The organism is Sodalis endosymbiont of Henestaris halophilus (assembly GCF_900161835.1).
In the GTDB taxonomy this organism is placed as follows: domain Bacteria; phylum Pseudomonadota; class Gammaproteobacteria; order Enterobacterales; family Enterobacteriaceae.
The window spans coordinates 693,568-715,279 of the sequence record NZ_LT897836.1 but is presented as its reverse complement, the minus strand read 5'-3'; the positions used below and the strand labels follow the sequence as shown (position 1 = coordinate 715,279).

General features: G+C 33.7%; 5 protein-coding genes and 2 pseudogenes. 4 read left to right on the top strand and 3 right to left on the bottom strand.

Annotation, left to right across the window (positions count from 1 at the left end; translation table 11 throughout):
* Nucleotides 1-69: 69 nt before the first annotated feature.
* A complete protein-coding gene (secD, locus tag HBA_RS01485; RefSeq protein ID WP_097032273.1) occupies nucleotides 70-1,917 on the bottom strand; it encodes a protein translocase subunit SecD in 1,848 nt (615 codons plus the stop codon).
* A gap of 26 nt (nucleotides 1,918-1,943) precedes the next feature.
* Entirely contained in the window at nucleotides 1,944-2,276 is a 333-nt protein-coding gene (yajC, locus tag HBA_RS01480) for a preprotein translocase subunit YajC (protein WP_097032272.1), read from the bottom strand.
* A gap of 7,816 nt (nucleotides 2,277-10,092) precedes the next feature.
* Here yajC and HBA_RS03475 point away from each other — a divergent pair.
* The 4 genes and pseudogenes from HBA_RS03475 (at nucleotide 10,093) to gpsA (ending at nucleotide 12,278) form a co-directional block, all read left to right on the top strand.
* Nucleotides 10,093-10,242 carry a rhodanese-like domain-containing protein gene (locus HBA_RS03475; RefSeq protein ID WP_157774248.1) on the top strand — a complete coding sequence of 50 codons (150 nt, stop codon included), beginning with the start codon at nucleotides 10,093-10,095 and terminating at the stop codon, nucleotides 10,240-10,242.
* 91 nt (nucleotides 10,243-10,333) lie between these two features.
* A pseudogene (locus tag HBA_RS03590) lies at nucleotides 10,334-10,418 on the top strand (rhodanese-like domain-containing protein); the annotation flags it as partial.
* A 393-nt stretch (nucleotides 10,419-10,811) separates the two neighbouring features.
* Entirely contained in the window at nucleotides 10,812-11,168 is a 357-nt protein-coding gene (locus tag HBA_RS01475) for a protein-export chaperone SecB (protein WP_457920938.1), read from the top strand.
* Nucleotides 11,169-11,261: 93 nt separating this feature from the next.
* On the top strand, nucleotides 11,262-12,278 hold the full coding sequence (gene gpsA / locus HBA_RS01470; protein ID WP_457920936.1) for an NAD(P)H-dependent glycerol-3-phosphate dehydrogenase: 1,017 nt from the start codon (nucleotides 11,262-11,264) through the stop codon (nucleotides 12,276-12,278).
* Nucleotides 12,279-14,875: 2,597 nt separating this feature from the next.
* Here the strand turns inward: gpsA and cpxR are convergent.
* Nucleotides 14,876-15,575: pseudogene (gene cpxR / locus HBA_RS01465) on the bottom strand (envelope stress response regulator transcription factor CpxR).
* Between the last annotated feature and the right edge of the window lie 6,137 nt (nucleotides 15,576-21,712).

Below are 21,712 nucleotides of genomic sequence, written 5' to 3'. Positions count from 1 at the left end.
ATCATAAACGATCCGTCCGTGATTTAATTCTCTAACATTTATTTTTTGCTTATACACAAACTACTCCTACTATATAGACAGCTTATTAATACGTTTACTGCCGTAAAGTAGATTAACGATAGCGCGAGTACCAATGATCGACGTAAACATTGAGGTAGCGATCCCGATAGCCGTGGTAATGGCAAATCCCTTCAGTGATCCTGTGCCTATTGCATACAGAATAGCAGCGGTAATCAGCGTTGTAACATTAGCATCAACAATACTGGAGAACGCGCCTCGATATCCCTCATGAATGGCCTGCTGCACTGTACGCCCGTTGCGTAGCTCTTCTTTTATCCGCTCATTTATTAACACATTAGCATCCACCGCTACCGTTAACGTCAACACAATACCGGCAATACCAGACATGGTTAGTGTCACACCAGGCAACAGGGACATAATACCGATAATAAGCACCAAATTGGCTATGATTGCCGTAGTGGCAATAAGACCAAACAGGCGATACCATACCACCATAAACAAAATTGATGCCATCAACCCCCAAAGACAAGCTTGCAGTCCCTGGGTAATATTCTTCAGTCCTAATGTCGGACCGATGATGTGCTCTTCTAAAATTTGTATCGGCGCAATCAACGCGCCCGAACGCAGCAGCAGTGACAACTGGTGCGCTTCGTTATAATTTTTGATGCCAGTAATGCGAAAACTCTTACCTAGTTGCGATTGAATCATAGCAATATTAATAATTTTTTCTTGTCTCTCTAAAATGACGCGACCGTTAACATCTTTCTTACCGCTATCCTTATATGCCACAAGCAAGGTGGCCATCAGCTTGCCGACATTATTCTTGGTGAAGTTGGACATTATATTACCGCCACTACTATCCAAGGAAATCGTAACCTGTGGACGGTTATATTCATCAGCACTGCAAGTAGAGTGAATGATATGATCGCCGGTTAAAATGACCTGTTTATACAACACGACCGGCTGACCGTCACTGGTAGTTTTCACCTCTAAATTTTCCGGCAAGTTGCCGTTAACAACAGAAGTTTGATTCGGCAAGATATTAATCAAACGGAACTCGAGCGTTTCGGTTGCCCCCAAAATTTTTTTAGCGAGCTTTATATCCTGTATACCAGGCAACTCAACCACAATACGGTTAGCACGTTGACGACGGACTAAAGACTCGGTAATGCCTAGCTGATTAATGCGATTACGCAGTATGGTTATGTTCTGTTGCACCGCGTACTCACGATCTTTACATAGGCGATCATCTGACAACTTAGCGCTCAGCGCGTTATTTCCAACACTGTTGATAACAAGGTCGCGGTGATTCGAAGCCAGCCATGATATTGCCTGATTGCGGGTATTAGCATCGCGAAAGCGTATTTCATTACCGTAACCCTCGATTTTACGCACCATCACATATGAAATATCTTTTTCACGTAAATCACTGAGTAGTGTATCCCTTATTTTTTCTTGCTGCTTGTTGAACGCGGTGTCCATATCTACCTCTATAAGAAAGTGAACGCCGCCACGCAAATCTAGTCCTAGCTTCATCGGCGTTGCACCTAACATAGCTAACCAATTAGGTATGGCTGGTGCTAGATTAAGCGCCACAACATAATTCTCACCAAGTGATTTTACTAAGTTGTCTCGGGCGAGCAACTGTAAGTCCGGGTTGGAGAAACGAGCTAAAACAATACCATTCATCAGAGTAATTGATTTACTAGCAATATGTTTTTGTTCTAAAATGGTTCGGACTTGAACCGACGTCAATTCATTGACCTCCTCATCCTGCGCACTCGTAATCTGTAAGGAAGGATCTTCCCCATACAAATTGGGAAGAGCATACATAAATCCAACTAACAGCGTTAGCACTAACATGCTATACTTCCATAAAGAATAATGATTTAACATGATATTCCTTGCAGGATAATAAATTATTACAGCGCCTTTATCGTGCCTTTCGGTAAAATAGCAACTACAAAATCACGCTTGATGATAACTTCATTAGTATTATTTATCGCAATGGAAATATAGTCGATATCCGTAATTTTAACCACGCGCCCCACTAAACCGCCGGTTGTCAGAACTTCATCGCCTTTGGATATGGAATTTATTAGTTTTTTATGCGTATTAGCACGCTTCTGTTGTGGACGAAAAATCATGAAATAGAAGATTATGCCAAAAATAACTAGCATAACGACTAGAGAGTAAGGGCTAGATTGGGGCATAGTGCTAGTGGCAGCAATTGCTTCAGAAACTGAAAAACTCATTTAAATTTCCTCATTATTTAATTAGAAAACTTAAGGTAATATCGGCTTAATTTAATCCGATGATGGAACTAAGGTGCAAAATATTTTGGTCTACTACCATCGAGGTCTTGGCGTAAACATGCAATCAAAAATTGCTATCTATCATCTGTAGATGATAGATAGCGTTAAACATATTCGCTTAGCATTAGGTTGTTACGGTCAAGATGATAAAAAACGCGCGACTGTAAATATAACAATCACATGCCACATACATCGGCACAATAATAGTTTTTAATATTTAGATTGCGAATTTTATCAAGCTTTCAGTAACAAGTAGATCACCATTGTAAATGGTACCCTTCTACCAGATAAGGGTAAGTATATGATGTAGTAAAACATATTGCTACTCAAATAATACAACATGCTATCTCTTTTTATAATTGAGAAAAATTTGGCGATGTTAATCATATTATAAGAATGTACTATTTTTGATTAATCTTGCTAATCTTGAACAAGCATCATATCTAAAAGCACTAAAATAAATTAGTATTTAATTTTGCCGCTATATAAATTCGTGCAAAATAAACACGACGTTTTATTATCTCCTGCCTGTGGCGTTCCGTGAATAAGTAATAAATAAAATACTACAAAATTATACCTGGTTTCTTTATGTTCATTAATTTTAATGAGTGTTTATTAGTGGTTATTTAGGTGTTATACGTTTTATAACGTCATAAATAATTAACGAAATAAATGCTGTCGTTTTCACGACCATTTGATTTAATAACAGTTGCACGCGGCAGCAAAGGCAATCATAAACATCAGTTTTTACTCATTGATATTTCACATATAATTCAACACTAAAAAACAAGCTTGTGCTTGTTGCACAAGCGCATTTTTTAACAACTACATCAATTACTATACAAAGTAAATCCACGAAATGTGTTTAGTCTGCGCTATCAATACAGATTTTTACCGACAGCAATCTGCACAAAATAAGCATCTAACGTCTACCTGTCTAGATTATGTCTATAATAAGCTTCAAGCCAATTGATAAAAGTAATGACACGTTACCACACTAAAATAACCCCATAAATATTTATTAAAAATAATGATATGCAACACAATCAAGTTTGTAGATATGAAGCAATAAAATTATATAACATAGCTAATATCATTTAACGATATCAGCATAATGTCGGGTAAACTATAAAATAGTTAAAAATTAATAGTAGAGTTTACCATCATTGTGACAATTGATGTGCTGTCATCGCCTTAAATAGCAGCATGACGCTAGCTTTCAGTGCATTAAAAGAGCACTACGGCGCAGGTTTTTGATTATCATAGAAAATATTTTGCTAGGTTTTTAACTTTAATGCTGCTAATTTTGTTGAATAACTAAGAATGGAAGCAGCTAGCTATCGTTAAATACTAATAAATAACTAGGTAATATATCTAAAGAAGCCGCAACTACTTGAATGCCATGGTGCAAATCAGACTCGACCATAAGGCAGATACTATCTTTTTACCTATAAATAGTAGTTAATCAGATTATAAGATCTTTCGAATAAACAATTAGCAAGCGCGCATAACAAATCACTGCAGCTTAAGCACAAAATACCTAGGCTATAACTAGGTGTTCTAGCCTACAAAATTAAAAAAATGCTAATTTTCTGTTTCATATCATAACATTCATTTTCTATTTATTTTATACGCATATTATATGCGCTAGCATATAATTTCCTATTAGGCAACTTGCCGGCAGTAATCAAGTAAATATTACGAATAACGATACGCAACATTTTCATAAAATCTTTACATTGTACTTTATAAAACCTAAATTACTATGTATTAAAAGTTGACATTAGGTTAATGACCTTAACAAAAAATATACTTTCTGTAGTATGTATTGTGTTTTTCTCAATTGTGCCAAATAAGTCAACACAACGAGCATACAAGTATACTTTAGTATAAAATTTATCTGGTTCCCTACCTAAACGATTAAAGCTATATCAACTCCTAGTTAGACGATGCAGTAAGTGCCAAAGTAAGTTATTGTCTCTGTGCCAATAGCTTAGTATCACATATCGAACGACAATATGAAAAATTATCACTATTCGTTGTACAAAAGGATGAAACACAAAGATAACATTACGTTACTAGTATAGTAAAGTATTTTACTGACCATATTACTTTACACTGAAGCATTGTTAAAAGAAATTTAACATAAGCATTGTCGTTATTAGCCTAAAACAATAAAAGCGACGACACGTAATTATCTTCAGTTCCTCAAGCGTACTTGTAATACCTGGTATTCTATCGAATTACCGTTATCTGCATGCTGATAAACTCTCTATAGGAATCCCCTCAACGTGTTTACGCAGAATTATACAAATCACAGTAATTATGAGATAGGTATATCCACTTTAATAAAGTGCACTTGATCATTAAATATTTTACTAAACACATACTCTATAATAGACAAGTAAAATTAATATACTAACATCAAAACTTCAGCAAAAAAAAAATATTTCAAGCTAATGAAATTTAATTAGTTGAGAATTAGCAATTTTAGATCAACATTCCTTCCCTCCTCAACTTGTGTCTGTTGGACACGGCAAAATATTAATAAATCAAAATTATCTGCAAACAAAGATAGAAAAATCGAATAGCTAGCGCTATAATAGCTATCATCTAGCAGGTATGATAATATCTGTATCTGTAATAAACTAGCGAACAGTTTCTGATGATAGATCATCAGAACCAGTAACTCCTCTCAAATCTAATTTCTTTTTCAGTACCAGTTTGAGCGGTTGTAGCCAGTTAGTCATCAGTCATGCTTCCTAAATATTTTGCGTAGCGAAATATTGACACTAATAACTCAAATTTAGGTGTTATGTTTACTCTATAGTCTTTATCACTAATCTAAATTAGTGATAAATGTATTGCTGAACTTATACACAAAATCTCCTTAATGAGAATCGAATAATATTACATTGAACACTGATGAAGATACGGATAAAATTACGAAAATTAGTCGTTTTACCATCAATTTATCATATAAGGTAAGGCCTTAAAATAACACCTTTATAAGCCTACGGAACTCTTGATGTCTAACTTACTAAACGATTTTCAGTAATCAACACACAAAAAGTGATATCTAATCATAGCATGACGCATCATGTCATATCTTGATATTTATCTCAGTAACTACTATATATAAAGCATTGCCAAGACGATAAACCTAATGTTTATCGCGTCATTAAGAGCAATATGGTAAGAGAAGCTTGTCAGCAGGCAACGTCTAAGACGAAGCTACAAGCATAACTTATACTTAACCACCATGCTCATAGCATAAATATAAGTTATTAGTTTTCCGGCCAGAATATGAACTAGCTAGTGATAGTCAATTGTCATCTTACAAATACAAACGCAGAGGCAACTAATACGTCAAAATAACAAGTTTATCGTTTACCAGTTCATCATGATACAACTTAAGAAATCTCACAAGAAAGAGATAAGTTAATTATTACTAGATGAAAAACACTAAACTGATCTAACGGTGATGCAAGATTTTACCTGTTACCTAGTCAAAGAGGTAATATTGCTATCAAATTCGGTACGAACCGTTAAAGCGTTTTAAGTATTCTAAGAATTCTGCATGATTGATCTTCGGTCTTTTAGAAGTGTCTCTGTATAGAAAAATAAATAACTATACAAGCTAAAAATACTGTTAAGTGCTATGACTATAGAGGATGAATAAAAAGCATGCAAAAGCGGGGGGATTTCTATGAGAATAATAACTTAATGCGTAAGTACTCAGAAGACTAAAAAAGAATAAATGCCCAAAAAGACCAATAAGATACTTACGAAGTAAAAGTTGCTATAATTTTCTATGTTACAAAACATTTTTACAGCACAATCAAGTTTTACTAGTGTTATGAGTATTTAAAATAAGCGGATCAGAAGTATTATTTCATAAGCAATTTAGGAAATTAAATTAATATTAATACTAATTACTAAAATGAAAGACGTCAGACTCGGCTCATGAAATACAGTGGTAAATATATTTTCAAATAAAAGATATCAAACAATATTATGTATACAAAACGGCTAACTTACTAAGATTATTCTTTTATAAGGAATACAAACTAAAAGTTAAAAACACGCTGCAAAAATGTGATTAACAGCAGATCATGATGCTATTAACACAGACATTGATATTATTTTACAAGCAAAGATATCAGAGTAGTATTTTGCAATTATGAAACTAAAAATAAAAATGGTATTATATAATAACTTATCAATAAGTTTGTCGTTAATAAAAGACAAGTATTATTTCTTTATCTTGTGCAACAGTAAGATCGTAAAGAGAATGCGTGTATCACTGTGGTTTTATAAAAACCTCTACTACTAATATTTTAGTTGCTTTAATTTAATGAAATTGAATATAATTGAAAACATTTAACTTATTACTTAATAATCAATATCATATTATTTAAAAATCACAAACGACTTCTAAGGTAGAAGAATTTTACCTATCATAACTGTATATACCAGATATGATTAATAATCATATACATTAGTTAATTGCTTTACAAGCAATAATTAATCTAATCACCACCATAAACTTATTGACATTCTTATTTGCAATAATTATAGTATATTATCGATAACAATATTTGTGTGTTGAATAGTATTAACTTTTCATATCAATCTATATTTACTAAGTAAATCTACATTTATTGCACATTACTTTTTTAAATACCTCACATTTTATTAAGTAGTTAAACCAAAATTTAATAAATAGCACACTGCATAAATTTATGCAGAGTTGCATTTCTTCAATATAATATATATTAACGCGTTAAAGGCTTACTATAGACGAAACTAATAACTCTTTATAAATTGAGTCTTAAGGCAGATAATAACACACGCAGATACAACTACTTCATGCATTCAACACAAGTGATAAAATCATACAACTCAATAACAAATGTCTATCTGCAAGTACGGCCTCAACACCGACAATATATCTTCAAATATTAGATTATCTCTGCACCACCAACACCTATTGCATCACAAAATAGCAATCTTGTGTTTAATTAACACAACAATTGAAACATACCGGTAACTACTAAACATATAACAAAATTGTCTGAAGAACAATGATCGCAATCCTATTCGTAATATTGTGCTGCAGCAAGAAACAAGGATATTTGTGCTAAATAATCAATTAGTTATCGCATTTAGTTGCAATTAATTACAAATAACACGATTGTCTGAGCTGGTAAATAGCTCAGCATGGATGTTTGTGAGTAAATTAGCGTTTAACAATAATAGATTGAGCAGTATTTACTTAGTTCAAATTCGTTTTAACGACTGATATCAACGCACAATAACACGCGATGAAATACTAATAGCGTTCAGGAGATAGCTGCTGATTTATTAAATAGTGGCGCTAATAATGCATGTCAAGACCGATAACGATGTAGATACACTCAAAACGGTCGCGATAAATATTTAAAGATTTCTAATAAAATATTTACGATACTTACTCTATTCATTACTATTATTTTAACATAGTAGAATTCTCAACAGATCTTATAGCATTATCATAATTTAACTAAGTAATTTACATTTAATTAAAGCACATGGTAATAATGTAGATACCCTGTTCGTATTTTATCGCGGCTAAGAAACGAATACTAGGTGCCAATTGTTGACGTATAAGTAAAATAGGATGAGAGAATCAAAACGTGTGATATCGCAGCCGACGATCTAAATAAAGTGAATGCTTGCCAGTTACTTTTCTTTGTACGACTTGCATGAGTCAGAGCGATGGAACAGAAAACTACCTTCACCTCTAAGATAGAGATCTTCCCTTTTAATATACAGCTATTTTAACTGCACATAGTTTACCGATATCAGCTACATAAATATAATTTTATATATTATAGATATCAGGAAACGCAGCGGTAACAAATTCGAGCTGTTCGTTGAGTAACATACGTGAAACATACCAGCACAACATCTTCTAGCAGGGATAAAAGCATCTGGTGCAATACTAGATTACAGTGACGAAATAAAAAGATAGCCTATAGCGATATAAAAAGCCCATTGCGGTGTGCCAACAACATCGCACGGCTAAACTAGCACGCTTATTCCGGCCTTGCTAGAAGTGTCATTCTGAAATATCTCGGTTTGAGGAACCATCTAAACCGCAGTTGCCGGCTGCAACAGGCACCTAATGGCTGACAAATGCATAGTTTATGCTATCGAGGAAAGAATAACAATAAACATCTTAATGCCTGCCCATGCATCCATCAGTTGTACATTCCACTAAAACTAAAGGTCATCACGAAGATCATATAAGGTTATTTATCTCTCTCACCGTATAAGGGGCATTTATCTAGATGAATAAATGCTAATGATAATATGTTAGTATGTTGGCTCTAGTACAACTCATCGTCTATGTTATCGCATTGCACACTCCAGGGTTGCTTGCTTAATAGCGCCATCGGTAGATGTATAAGATAGCGCTACTTTCTGCTAGTGAGCATTTTTTAACCATCGCATGGGCATAAGATGCATATAGTAGTGTTGTTATCGAAATATTAACGGCATGATCAGCACCTAATATTCGTTAATTTAGTTTGTAACCCAAATCGTTAATGACAATATTAAATTTCACAGTTAGTATCGATTAATTTGTTAGTATGAGGAGCATAACAATAGCAGCACTGAAAGTTTCATTGATAAATTAACTACCTAAAGTTAGGGTGTAGTATTAAACTAAATGTTAGGACCTAGCGACGAATTTTAAAAGAAAATAATTACATACTCATAGAAGTGTCCATGCTATGTTCGATGATGATTATAAATAATAACCTATTGCAAACAGTCTGCCAATTATGACCAGCCGACGGTAGTCGATTTATTTGCTGTTATTATTTTACTGCAATACTTACTATTGCTCGCTTTTTCTCACCATTAAAACAGTACTTGTATGGCATATAGGTTTTTATGATTATCGTGTATGATTAGTTAAATTAATTACAATAAGATAACAGACGTTAATTGCCTATATTTTACTTGTTGTTTAGGATCAAAGTGCATAATATTGGCACTCAATAAAGCAAAATTCAACCGCAAAACGTATTGACCACTTTGCAACCATTAAAAATGGTCATTCCAACCAATATTGAGATTCAGCTTTTAACATCCTAGCTCTGCGTAGCCAGCAGAGAGATAGATAAGCAACCGATAGATTTTGTTAGTGCTGATTCTCAGTTGACTTAGTACAGCTGGTTACCATTTTAGCATTGAATTTTTGGTAAAATATTTAATGCAAAATTTAAATTTGCTACTTGTTATCTGCGACTTTACCAGCTACAGCTGGTAAAAGCGCACTAGCAAAAATGCAACACCAGAAGTTCTGAATCTTTTGCAAGCAATGAATCACTAACTTACCTTGGTATATAAAATGTTTTAACAATGTTTTGCCCTGATGGTAATAATCACTGTACATTAAATACATAATTAATTAAAATATCATGTAAAATTTGACATCCATATCATGCGATATTTTTTCAGCGTGACGCAATACTAATGTCAGTACATTAGTGAATGTCTATCTAAATTAGATTAACTAAATTTTACCGGCGGGAAGAGAAAATATACTTAAGTATTTAAACCTGTCGTTATTTATTAACAAGAGTTAAATCCCATGCAAACAATCATGCAAATTGTTAGTAATTATCTCACACCATAGTTTATGGTGACTAATTCTTTTTGATGTCGTAATTTTAACCACTGTCCGCAAAGGGTTTTCTAAGTGATCAACCTCACCCAAAGTGAAAACATTTACCTGATCAACAATGAAAGCGCGGTGATTATTGATCTGCGCAAACGAGATGAGTCCCGTAAAGGGCATATTGCTAATATGCCTGAATATAACACAGCGGTAGATATTAAATACAGCTAACCGATCAAGCTATAGAACGCAAAAGTGAAACTAATCGTTGTCATTCGCACCAGGGGTACCACTTCGCGCAATGCGACTAAAATAGCTTATCAAAACTGGATTTGAACAGGTTTATATCCTGCAAGAAGGATATATCCGGATGGATCGGAGAAAATTTACCGCTGGTGCGGAGGTAAATGACCATACTATACAATGAGAAAAAAAGAACTATAACTAATATTGAAATGTATACAAAAACTATTTAACATTATCCAATTGAATTTAAAGTCCATCTATTCCTAAAGGATCTTATTCAGCAATAATTATTAATAGAGTAATGTATATTCGGAAAGAAATAATTTAACGCTGCAGCCGTACTAAGATGCTGCAGACTTTTATTAAAAACAAAAAGATAAGCGACTGAGATGCATCTGCATGAGCTAGATTTACGTAACGGCTGAGATTATTTTCTTAAATAAACATAACTAAGGAGGCGCGCACCTTGACAACTGCATCTAGACCTTAACTAAAATTTTTTAATATCAGAATCAGAACAAAATAATACTGAGATAATATTTCAACTTTAGTGCATTTATACTAAACAGTGCATTGACACGAAAAACTTTTCGTTTAAAGTGCTAAACACGCTTAGTGCATTCCAGCGGGAATGGCCGTCTGCTATCAAACTGGAATTTGATAACTTGTTTAACCAGATGTTAGGAGACATCTGTTATGTTTTGTTGCGATTCAATATGACGACGCCACTTGACAATAATACCGCGTTTTTATGCGAAGGCCAGCAGGCAGATATCTTTACCATCTTTGGTATTAAAGGCACCCAGACAACGCACTACCTCAACACATATGTCTTGAATATTTTGTTGACCGATGACCACCAATGCATAACAGTCAGGTGTCTTGATATACCTTCTAGACACTTAATTTAGCCCCGGTTAACTTTGATAGGCTGGCTGTTCATGAAAACCACCTGCAGCTAGCTGAGAAAACAAAGTTAGCCAACTAGTTTAGGACATCTAATTATGCCTAGCGATGCTGCAATGATTGTTATAGGTGCTGGCTCTTATGGTACAGCTATGGCTATCACTCTGGCACGTAATAATCATGAAGTGTTACTCTGGGGGCATGATCCAGTTCATATCCAAGCGTTGAAGACGGCACGCCGCAATCAGACTTTTTTACCTAATGTGCCGTTTCCACCAACGCTGCGCCTGGAGGCATTACTGCCGACAGCACTGGCTGCCAGCCGTAATGTTCTAATCGTAGTCCCGAGCCACGTATTCGGCAACGTAATTATGCAACTTAAACCACACTTACGGAAGGATGCACGCATTGTCTGGGCTACTAAGGGACTGGAAACAAATACCGGAAGACTGCTGCAGGAGGTCGCGCGAGAGATATTGGGAAACCAAATACCACTAGCAGTGGTATCAGGACCGACGTTCGCACGCGAATTAGCGGCTGGATTGCCCACTGCTATAGCAGTAGCGGCCACCGATGCCACATTCAGCGCTGATTTACAGCGGTTATTACACTGCAGCAAAAATTTCCGCGTTTACATTAATCCCGATCTTATCGGCGTCCAATTAGGTGGCGCCGTGAAAAATGTTATAGCTATCGGTGCTGGCATATCTGATGGTCTCGGTTTTGGCGCCAATGCTCGCACAGCATTGATCACTCGCGGTCTGGCGGAAATGTCACGACTCGGCGCAGCAATGGGAGCAGAACCTAGCACTTTCATGGGCATGGCAGGTCTAGGCGACCTGGTGCTTACTTGTACTGATAATCAGTCGCGCAATCGCCGTTTTGGCATGCTATTGGGACAGGGTGCCGCCGTTAAAGACGCACAAAAAAAGATTGGGCAGGTGGTTGAAGGTTACCGCAATACCAAGGAGGTATTAACGTTGACAGGTAAATACGGAGTAGAAATGCCCATTACCGAACAAATTTATCAAGTGCTGTATAAAAACAAAAATGCGTATCAGGCAGCAATGCATCTTCTCGGACGAGCTCAAAAAGGCGAAAAATACAACGGATAAAACTTGTAACCTAGCACCAAAAGAACAATCGAGCGGTATATCGATAAAATCGTGAACTTACATGGTAAAATATACAAAATAAATCAAGATTTCATGGAAAGTTATGAACCCAGGCTAGCCGCTTTTTGTACAATTATGCTTTAAGCACAAAAAGTTAGATAATATATTAAAGTTATATTCTGACGAACAAACTTAACAATTCCATGCATAATTTTACTCATCTGCAATGTGGTAGTAAAGGCTTATAATACCGATCTAAACACGATTCTATGACGCGTGCAACGTCGTCGCTCACTGCCGCAAATCTGTCAATAAATAAATATGCTAAAGCCCTAGCTTATACCTATAAGCCGGACCCATACTTTGTAGACACATATTATTAATTGTGATAGTCATCAATACTAAACCCGCTAGCATATAGCTATTTATTTTAGAATCAAATTTCTAGCTTTCGTGGAATAAACATATATCACGTTGCACGATGCTACAACAACATATGTAAAATCAAAACCTAGAGATCGTTATTCAAAACTCAGAAGGGAGGAAAAGGATGTTTCTATTTATAATTCTTTCCGCTTAACGGCATCGGTGAGATCAGTAATAATCTTGAATGCAGATCTTAAATATTGTAGTGATCACAACAATATTTTCATTTAACTAGCGCTAATTTTAATATCCTAAAGACCGATATCGTGTTAGATAGATGCATGCTATGAATGTTAAACAACTTCATCTAAATAAGCATCTCATATGCTATGGTAGGCAGTGTGCCAACATTTGAAGGCGAAAGCGCGAGAATCTTACGTTCCACACAGAATATTTTATCCGATATCTTATCTGATATATAGTAGTTTCCCTCCTCTTGATCGTATGACGTAAAAATGCTTAGTTGTTTTTCTCAGGAGGCAGCATATAATCATCGGAGATGATAAATCATAAATACATTATGATAATACAGCGCATGCTCTTATCGTTTTAGGTAAATTGCAGTGCCTTACTTTAGTAGTAAGTGAGGGTAAAACTAGTAATGATGTACATACAGATTATGTTGTTTGTATTATAAAAAGTTATTTGATTCAGATAAAATGCAATGTTTAGCATGCATACTATATTATGGCACAATCAAAATGCACATTAGTAATATACTATCTCTTATAGCCATTTATTTTCGCGTCTGGAAAAGTATCTTGTCAACTACAATGCATCAATGTTGATTACATCAAAAATGCCATCTGAGTTCTGTAGCAAAAATAAAGCGATATAAAAATTGCCTTAGTCCGTCGAATGAGATATCCTAGGTTTATTACATAGCCTCGTAATAACATGACCACAATTTCAACAATTACTAACCCCAGGATACGGTTGCTACCAAACTAGCAGTTATCGCGTTTGACTAGTACGATAAAACGGTTGGAAAATATACTCGCGATCATCGTCATTAACGCCATGCCCATCATCGTCTACGATAATAATCGTAACCTGCTAATTAACGTTAAATCTGGATAAAATTCACTCGTACGAATAATATAAGGAGTTGCGCAGAATATTCCTTTTATAAGTAAACTTCTAACAAAGTTCAGAAAGATTACCTAACAGATTTATGATTGCCTGGGGCGATATAAAAACTTCAAGCTTTAACCATTTGCTCCGATTCAAACTGGGTATCGTTAAGTACATTAGACTACAAAATGTTGGTTATTAACACTATACGATAACTCGTTTATATATGCTGAATGAGAGATAAGACAAGCAGATCGTTAATTATTAAATCTAGAAGATGTACCTCAGTTTTAATGCGTGCAAGTTCATGCTCCGCCATGGCATCTACGCTGTTAGTACGGTAACCAATTATAACCGAGTTAATAGCATGTGCGTAGCTAGTGAAAAACATCGTAAAATAAACGCTACTAGACAGTCATCATCTGCTCCAGAGCACTGATTATATCATTAAAACTTAAAGCTAGTGACTAAAAAATTTTGCAGCTGCGCTTCCAGATTAGAATCTTGCCGTAAGCTCTCACGAGCTACTTTATCGGCGGCATGCTTCAGTGTACACATCAGCATGATTAGACTCCACAGACAAGCCATAACACAAATTAAATATTAATAGTATAACGGACAATTAAAAATATCAATGAGCAATCAAATAAACACTCATGAAATTCGATTGAAAATACCTACCAGATGAATATAGTTAAACTGATAATGGTCCTAACCATCGCAAATGGTGAGAGCTTCATTAGTTACGAACGACTATGTTTTTATATTGGGGTATTAGCTAATTAGTCTATAAAATCGTGGGTAATTCTCATCTCGTTGCGTTAAGCGCCGATAAACCTCCCTTTGCTAATCACCATAATAAAACGCTGGTCTGGCGGACCTTAGATATATAATTCAAAACAAACAACTACACTACATCAAATCGTTAGCTATATCCACAGCTCATTCTGCCTCCACATTCTCTTGCTGCATCAAGAATTAATGCTGCTCGCCATCAAGCAATTGCATCATTTAAGGAAAGCTTAGTCTGGGCAACATAAAAACTAATGCCTGAGTTAACCAAAACATAGCAAATATACGCACAGTCACACTAGTGATCATGCAAAAGATACCATTAAATAGCCCCGTCCACGCAAAGTTTTAAACCAAGGATAATTATCTTTCCTCTCAGGTAGCTTGCGACGTAAATTAGAAATATGCATATCAATTGACCGGTCAAATGGCGTCAATCGTTTACCCAAAACATCCTGACTAAGATGTTCGCGCGACACAACTTGCCCTAAATGCTGTGCCAGCAAATAAAGTAAAGTAAACTCGGTACCTGTCAAATTTAGTGGCGTACCGTCGAAGGTTGCTTCCTGCCGACCCGGATTAAGGCGCAGAGAATCTACTTCAAGGGAAGCAAGCATGCTAACCTCTTCAATTTGTTGTTGCTCCGTCCAATAAGAACGGCGTAATATTGCGCGAATGCGCGCCATCAATTCGCGATCGTTAAACGGCTTAGATAAATAATCATCCGCTCCCAACTCCAGGCCCAAAACATGATCAAGTTCTCTACCTCTAGCTGTTAACATGATAACCGGCGTTTGGTGTTGTTGGCGTAGTTCTTTCAAAGTATCAATGCCATTTTGCGCGGCTTCTTGACATCAAGAAGCAATAAATCAAATGAACTATCCATTTGGCTTAACGCCTGTTCGCCATCATACGCTACTTGGACGTTAAACCCTTCTGTTTCTAATAGTTTTTTTAAAAAAGTGTCAATTCGCGATCATCATCAACTAAAAGAATTTTATTCATTGTATTGAACTCAGAATTATTAATAAATTTGGTGTGTAAAATTCAGGCTATATTTAATTCTTATACTTCGTGAGCATTCTCTCTATCTTGAAAGAAAACATTGTTCAATACCTGTGGTCAGTTCAATCTCCTGGGTTGATTCTAGCTTTCCTAATTATATTAAAACTGTTTAAATACTATTAACAAAGTTGTGTTTTCGAACTGCAGTTCTTAATGTAGCAACTTGGTCGTCTGATTATCGTACAAGCTTCTATTAAATAAGATTTATCGTTCCTATTAAGTCCAAGGTTCTAACTAATAGTCGTATAATTACAAAAGTGTTTTTCGATCTTTCTGCAGTTTTTTTTCATCATCACTGTAAATTTTTACTAAATAGTTTTATTAGTGATAGTAAAAAATTTAGCTGGAAGTAAATCTTTCGAGATCGACTTTAACTTTCGATTTGCATTTTTATTAAAATCACAGATAACACCTTCGTTAGGGTAGCTGTTTAATATTATTCGTTATGCGTTTAGAAAATATTTACCATCTCATTTTCATAAACTATTGTGCTGTCTCCTATAGTAGAAGTCAATTAATGTTAATTACTCTACTTAAATGTCTATGGAATAATTGTCCAATTTATTTATTGTTAACCCCTTGTAATATACACGGCGCTTGATGATAATATCATATCCTATGATATAAAAAAGATTATAGCAGATTACGCTTTAATAAGCTTCTAGAGTAACCTATCTTCGGCATATCTTCAGCTTCTTACAGAAAGACGATATTTTAAAGTTTTTTTGTCCATAAATTTATTCACCCAGATTTAGTAACTGACTATCGCTATGTATTTAATATAGCTAAACTCATAGTAGCCACATAGGTATGTGGTTTAACTAGAAAGTTCTACTTTTATCTCCGATAGTCAAGGCGATGTGATCGTTATAACCTCTTGTTCACCAAAAACTAATTTAATTACAAGCTAAACATAAAAATGATTGAATCACAATGATATAGGCAATAACTACTGGAATTTTTATCAAAAATCGAGAAAAGGATGTGATTTAGTATCATGTTTTGAGTTGATCGATTACTAAGAAAAGTTAAGTAAAATCAGATATCAAAAGCACCGTAGCGTTTTTAGGATATAATTATTTGTTTCAAAATTTAGTTTTTCTTTTTTACAACACAGCATTCAATGCTCATTATAGGTTAATGATAAGTCCTTGATGATTTTTCTGTTGTTCAACACTCAGTTTTCTTATTTAACGATAAAAGAACTGACAGCTAATCTTCATGGTTTAATATTATATTTAGATATTGAATATTATTCAAAAACTAGTATAGCTATTTTGAGTATAAATTAAGCAGTAAATACTTAGCTTATTAGAACACTGAAAGATAATTTGAGATAAGTTTTTAACTTGAATGGCTATTTAATGCTTCACTACACACTGAAATCTAATATTCACTGCTACGAATAAGCCTAATAAAACAAATTAATTGCTTGTTGTTAAGATGCTAGGCAAAAATATAAGATAAACAATCTGATGTCAGTCACCTAGACTGACCAACATTTTACTACAGTGCTGTGATCGTTATTGCCAGTTTCAAGAACGTTGCAAAATAATTTTTTTGATCAGCCAGATAAATTGATTTTGGCGTTGGTAGGAAAATCAAATCCCGTTTCTGGAAAGCTAGAATAGCAGCATGTGATAAGTGATAATATACTAAAATTTATATTGTAAATAAGATCCGCGATCTCACTACAATTAATATTGTTTGCCGCAAGCGTAATCTGTTAATAATTGCACTACAAACACCTAAAAATTAAGACAACAAAAACATTTGTTGGAATAGTCATATAAATAACGCACAATTTCGCTACATTTTGGCGCACAGCCACACACAATCGACGTAACTATAGAGTTACCATTCCTGATTACATTGTCTAGTATAATATTGTTAGAATAGATTACGTCTAATAGCGTGTACATCTGCAGGCTACTATCGGCAAAAAACCTACCTATAGCATGATATTTACGCACAAAACGTGCTTCTAGGTACACGACCAGAAATTCTTTAGAACGCAGATACACTATAGCTTTGCGGCTAAACCAGTATTTCAAACTATCGAAAACATAGAAATACACAATAACCACCATAGAACATATGTATACCATAAACCTTTTGAGATAAAGCTCGTTATAGTTATCACCCACAAAGCGGGAAAGAGTGACATCCCAGCACTAAGGTAGCTGTACGTTTTAGTAAAGCCTGAATATTTCTGCTTGCGCGATCTTATCGGATCCGGATTTTGCATGAAGCTTCATAAGAATTATCTACTGCGATTTTTTATTTTTGATATTATTAATCTTCACGAAAGATTCATTTTAAAATTTATCAAAATAACTCTCTTTTATTAAAAGGTATCTAATAATTATCGCCTATGTGCTATATAATAAAATTTGTACCGTATCACTTACATCAAGGTGCTACACACCTTGACATTAACCTAAGAGATATTCAAAAAATGCCGTTCTATTGCTTCTGAGTGAACTAATAACATCGTTGATAAAAGCAAGGCAAAAAACAGAAACGGCGATGGGGTAAAGGCTATTTCGCTAAAGGTAAGAAGCATGATAATTATCTTTTCCGGAAGGAATGAAAACAAATAAAGCATATATCATGTACTAACTTATCTGCGCTCGAATAAGCAACATTAAAGTCAATATGCACATCTAGTTAATTTATCAATGCCGGAAGTTTTAGTTTTTATTCATAAATCTTATCGTTATATAAACACGAGTTTTATCATAACTCATCATAAAGATGTTTACTAGTTTTTTACTACAATAGTAAAGCTCTTTTACTAAAAAACTTACTTAACTAAATAAACAAAAGTTGTTTCGCGTGTTTATTATCTGCGAATACAAGTCCCTACAACCTAAAATTAATTATTTACTAGAACGTTATCGTTTGTTTGTAGCCGTGCAGAAGATCAGCTAGAAACCTTCTTTGAAGGTTCCCTGCTATTAGCACTAAAATAAAATTGAAACCTTTGCAAAGGTTAATTGACACTTACTAACTCAATCAGTAAATCATCTTATGGCATGAACCTCAGAGAGGTGAAAGATTTTTTAATTGCCGCTGACATAAGTATTTAAGGCACAAATACTACGTAGTATTAATTTCAATAAAACAAGACACCATGATTATTCCAACTCCGGTATAATATAAAACAAGATAAGTAACTTACATATACCATAAATGATCATAAGAATAAGACAAGTATTATCTTGTTTATCGATGATAACCGGCACGCCTTTAATTAAAGTGCTCATGATCTTCTAAACGAAGAAGATAAGGTAGAATGTATTTACTAAACAAAATGCCCCATTTTTAAGAAGGAATCTCTTATAACCATTATTGCTTACAGGTTTTCTGTCTGGTCTTTTGATTAAAGATATATAAATAAAGATATCTAATTTTTACTTAAGTAGCTCCATACAATACAGAATTCAAATAAACAAATCAGATAACATTATAAGTTATCAAAATATTACTTAATCTTAATAGTATTAAGATAGCATGATTAAACACTCTTATATGTAATATATTTTAAATAATTACCGAAAACCTACGAATTGCTCTAAAAAGTAAAATAGTTTGTCAGTACTTTCCATTTTCTTTGCCTGGTTAAACTCTATCTCTACTGAAGAACAGCATAATCTAAATACGGAATACCCCGCCTAACTTGTCGCTGATAACTAGCTTTTCTAGTTAGCACCCTTGCAATAACCCCCTACACAATCAGTCGGCGCTACAATCAGCATATTAGCTATGGAAGCTTAACATTTGGTAACTTTTCATCCTATTTATACTAATTGATCGTATCGACGTCATAACTTCTTATTAGAAGTACACAAACTTTTTTAAGAATATACATAGTTTGTGTTCTTCATGAAAGAAGGTGATAGTAGAGAGATAAGAATTAACGATAGAAGACAAAGTTCTACAAACTTCTGTAGAACTAAAACGTTAGGAATTGTATAGATCTTTTAACTTAAGTGTTCCGTAGTTGCATATCGGATAATGCCCCTAAAGAAATGACCACTGTATAGCAGCACTTTTTCATCAAGAATTTTGATATCAAGTAAATTTGACTTGATTTTAAAATTATGTCAATCCTTACGCAGCATTGTATTTTACATTAAATTTAATAAAATTAAAAAGGTAATGTTGTAAAATATGCCTACTTAAGCATTTTAATTCTTAAATTACTTTTTTGATCTTCTCTTGCTAATAAGCTATATCGTTCATTCACAATGATATTACTAAGTCAAAAAAAAGGAGTTAAATAACATTTACATTAATATTAAGTTTTAAATAATAAATCTCTCTTATAACATTTAATTTCTGCCGCAAAAGCATAACAGCTTATATCATTTTGTTTCCAGAAACTTATAATAAAACCACAAAAAATCGATTAGCCTAAAATAATCATGTAAAACTAACGACTTCAAATATATTTTAGTAAGTTAAATATTTTAATAATGCCAAATAAAAACTTATTCATGTATATCAATACGATATCAAGAAAACAAGGTCATTAAGCTACTTATAAAGTATTTTTGAGTATTGTTTAACACTGATAGCACAAATTAATTTTCTTAACCTCCATAGCTCATTATGAAGTCTTTTACAAATTTAATTAAAAGAAATATTTCACCTATCTTTAAGAGAGCACGTAAACTATAATATTAATATTCATGACAACAAATATGTTGTCATGAATATCATTTCTTTATCAAGGTTTTCAATACTTTTAATTTAATTAACTTTGATACATCTATAAATTTCTTACCTCTTTATAATACTTAATCTGATTAAGTAACTATATTCAAACATAACATTAAGCTATAGTAACAAATACTACTATTGAAATTAACAATTGTTTACTTTCAAAACAACTCTAATATACACAAAACTAAATAAACTGCGTAATTCACTATTATTTAATTAGTTATCTTTTAGACACTTGCTTTATTACATTATTAATTTATTATTTCTAAATAATAAGTCAAGTTTTACATATAGTTTAGATGTCAAGAGAATGATGACAAAAACCTAGTTATCGTCAATGGGCAAAATTAGGGGCTAATAAGAGAAAGTTTAAACTGCCTTGAAACAGAATGAAATACGACTGCCTAGTCGTCTCTCCTAAGCAAAATTAGCATGTCAATGTATCAGCGTAAATCGCACGGATAAATCAAATTACACATAAAACTTATATTAATCAAATATTATTGGATGGTATTAATTTTACTTATTCGTGTAAAATTAATAAAAATTTATTAGCACATGTACTTTGCAGCTCATGCTTACTGGTTTATAATTACAAACATGACAATAGCACGAAGCGTTCTACTAAACGTAAAAAATACCATAGATACGGTTTTATAGACTTAATAAAATTCATGCGATTTTAGCACACACCGATCTATAGTTTAGTGGTTAGTAACTAACTATGTAATGCTACTTGACCACAACCTCGGAGAAAACGATTCGAATTACTCAATTAGACTGAGTGGGAACAAAAGAAAAATATGTGATGCTTGAAATAACTGATCACATTTGCCTCATGCTAAATAGTTATTTGCATATCGCATTAATTTTACATGTGAGAAACGCAAATTTATATCAACAGTTCGGCTAATGGATATTAATTATCAGTATATGTTTAATTTGTTATGTATACCTATCTATGCTTGTAATGATACGATCACTATGTTAATATATAACTTATTAGGTTTTTGATATTTGACTCTCAGGGTATCTTAGTGCTATCACGCGCTAATTACCTTAAAAGGTAACATACTGCAACTTTAGGTCATTCGTAAAAACATTAGACCCTACAATAAGTAATGTAGAAATACGTTAAAATATTTATATATACATATAATTCTTTTAGGCAAGTAAATTACATGTACAAGATCATAATATAATTTTTATATTTGTTTATTTTATCGGTGGTAACACCGAGCTTGTCTTAAAATTAAGGCTAGAATTATGCGATATTAATTTTGTGACTAATATACATTTATAAACACTTGTTACTGCTGATCATTAGTGATCATTCTATTCCCTAT

Bases quoted from the DNA above. Each gene is read 5' to 3' on its own strand.
- secD (WP_097032273.1), bottom strand. From the start codon at position 1,917: ATGTTAAATCATTATTCTTTATGGAAGTATAGCATGTTAGTGCTAACG.
- yajC (WP_097032272.1), bottom strand. From the start codon at position 2,276: ATGAGTTTTTCAGTTTCTGAAGCAATTGCTGCCACTAGCACTATGCCC.
- gpsA (WP_457920936.1), top strand. From the start codon at position 11,262: ATGCCTAGCGATGCTGCAATGATTGTTATAGGTGCTGGCTCTTATGGT.